Here is a 1,836-nt window from a genome sequence, read left to right as displayed (position 1 = left end):
CATTGAGACGACGGCCGGCTCCCGGCCCTTAGCGGACATTCGCCGCGACCTCTCCGGCTCCATCCCGCCTCAGGCGACCCGGTCCAGACGGGCGACGAAGAAGCCGTCCACCCCGCCCTTTTCCGCCCACATCGACGGCAGGACGCGCAGCCCGCCCTCGGGGGTCAGGGCCTCGTCGGGGGCGCCGACCTCGGCGGCGACGGCGGGGCGGTCTTGAAGGCCGGGTCGCGGCGCAGGGTAGCGGGAGGCGCGACCCAATGCGGTGGCTCTCTATCGAACTCTTCTCGCGGCAATCTTCCTGGCGGCGTTGGCCGTGCTTTGTTGGGCGGTTTTTAACCTGGGCTTCCAGATGGACGGAGACACAGCCCGTCGAGACGCCCGCGCCGATGCGAGGGGCGCCGCGAGCGCGTGATAGCCCGGGGAAACTGCCGAGGTCGCCCAGGTCCGCTTTTCACCCTCAGGCGACGGTCGGCTTTCGATCCTAGCGGACCTTGCTGAAACCGCACCTTCCACGCACAAAAAGGCATGGAACACTTCACCCGCGCCTGGGCCGACGGCGAGCTCTCTGACGAAGAGGACGACAAGGTCCTGCCCGCTTATCAAGCCTATGTCGACGCTCTCGATCACGACACGGCCGTCTGGAGATTTGCGACGACGGTCGGGTTGCACGACGCTTTTGTAGACCGGGTGAGCATCGAGTCAGGCGATGTGCGGCTCCGGCTTCTCACGGGCGACCAGCAGCGCGGTTACTGGCACACGGAGATCACCTATCGGAATGCACGTGTGGTCTTTGGCCAGGACGCTCTGGCCGAAGCGGTGCTGAAGCGCCCGACCGAGATCTTTTATGATGAGTTCGCAGGTTCGATGCCCGAGATGGTCCATCGCTTCCTTCTGGTCCGCGCGAACGGAACGGAGGACCGGGGAGAGGTCCACATCGAATTCGCCGCCTTCAATTTTTCCCAGTCTCCCGCTCAAGGCCGCGAACTCCCGCCCCCTGCAGGCGCGGAGTCCGCTAACCACCCATAGGCGACGGTCGGCGCGGCCCGTGGCTGCCGGGCGCCGTGTCGCCATCAAGAGCAGCGGATCCGGAGGATCTCGCGGCGGGGTTGCAATGCCCGGCCAGGGAGAGGCACTATACGGGATTGCTGTTGTGAGAGGATTTCCCGGTGTTCCTCCCCGTCGCCTTGCTCACCTCCGCCCTGCTCCTGCAGGAGCCCGCTCCGACCCAGACCGCCCCGTCCGCTCCTGCGACCGCACAGACCGCTGCGCCGCAGGCCGAGCCGGCGAACCTGCCGACCGTGACTATAACGGCCGCCCCCGTCCAGCCGACCCAGACCTGCCGCACCGAGGCGGTCACGGGCTCGCGTTTCGGCCGCCGGGTCTGCCGCAACAACGTGCAGTCCGAGGAAGACCGGATCAATAGCCGCGAAATGCTGCGCCGCCTGCAGGGCGCGCGGTTCCCGGACGGCTGATCCCTCACCGATCCCGCGACGCCCGCATGGCTGGTCGGCCGACGCGTCAAACCTGGCGCCGCGGCACAGATGGCTGATGCAACCCACGTCCCGTCCGGGTCGCCGGCGTCGAGCTTCCCTGTGTCGTAGAATCAAGGGTTGGGCGTGGCGATGAGCGCGGCAGCTGCGCCCCTGACGCCCCGCCTCAGCCCACCCGGTCCAGACGGGCGACGAAGAAGCCGTCCACCCCGCCCTTTTCGGCCCACATCGACGGCAGGATGCGCAGCCAGCCCTCGGGCGTCAGCGCCTCTTCCGGGGCGCCGACGGCGACCGGATCGGCGGGCGCGGTCCTGAAGGCCGCGTTCCGGCGCAGGAAGGCGATGAT

Annotated in this window: 3 protein-coding genes and 1 pseudogene; 2 read left to right on the top strand and 2 right to left on the bottom strand. The window is 68.2% G+C overall.

From position 1 onward, the window contains the following. Positions 1 to 69 precede the first annotated feature (69 nt). A complete protein-coding gene (locus V6M42_RS04195) occupies positions 70 to 258 on the bottom strand; it encodes a hypothetical protein (RefSeq protein WP_332677351.1) in 189 nt (62 codons plus the stop codon). 267 nt (positions 259 to 525) lie between these two features. Between V6M42_RS04195 and V6M42_RS04190 the strand changes: the two genes are divergently transcribed. Continuing rightward, positions 526 to 1,026: a hypothetical protein gene (locus tag V6M42_RS04190; RefSeq protein WP_332677350.1), complete on the top strand. Its 501-nt coding sequence runs from the start codon at positions 526 to 528 to the stop codon at positions 1,024 to 1,026. A gap of 140 nt (positions 1,027 to 1,166) precedes the next feature. After that, positions 1,167 to 1,472 (top strand): hypothetical protein, encoded by a 306-nt coding sequence (locus V6M42_RS04185; protein WP_332677348.1) that lies wholly within the window; start codon positions 1,167 to 1,169, stop codon positions 1,470 to 1,472. Between the two features lie 184 nt (positions 1,473 to 1,656). Here the strand turns inward: V6M42_RS04185 and V6M42_RS04180 are convergent. Beyond that, positions 1,657 to 1,836, bottom strand: a pseudogene (locus tag V6M42_RS04180) (rRNA methyltransferase); the annotation flags it as partial.

The organism is Brevundimonas sp. (assembly GCF_036677305.1).
GTDB lineage: Bacteria > Pseudomonadota > Alphaproteobacteria > Caulobacterales > Caulobacteraceae > Brevundimonas.
The sequence above is the reverse complement of the archived record's forward strand: the minus strand, read 5'-3'. Positions and strand labels throughout refer to the sequence as shown.

Bases quoted from the DNA above. Each gene is read 5' to 3' on its own strand.
- V6M42_RS04190 (WP_332677350.1), top strand. From the start codon at position 526: ATGGAACACTTCACCCGCGCCTGGGCCGACGGCGAGCTCTCTGACGAA.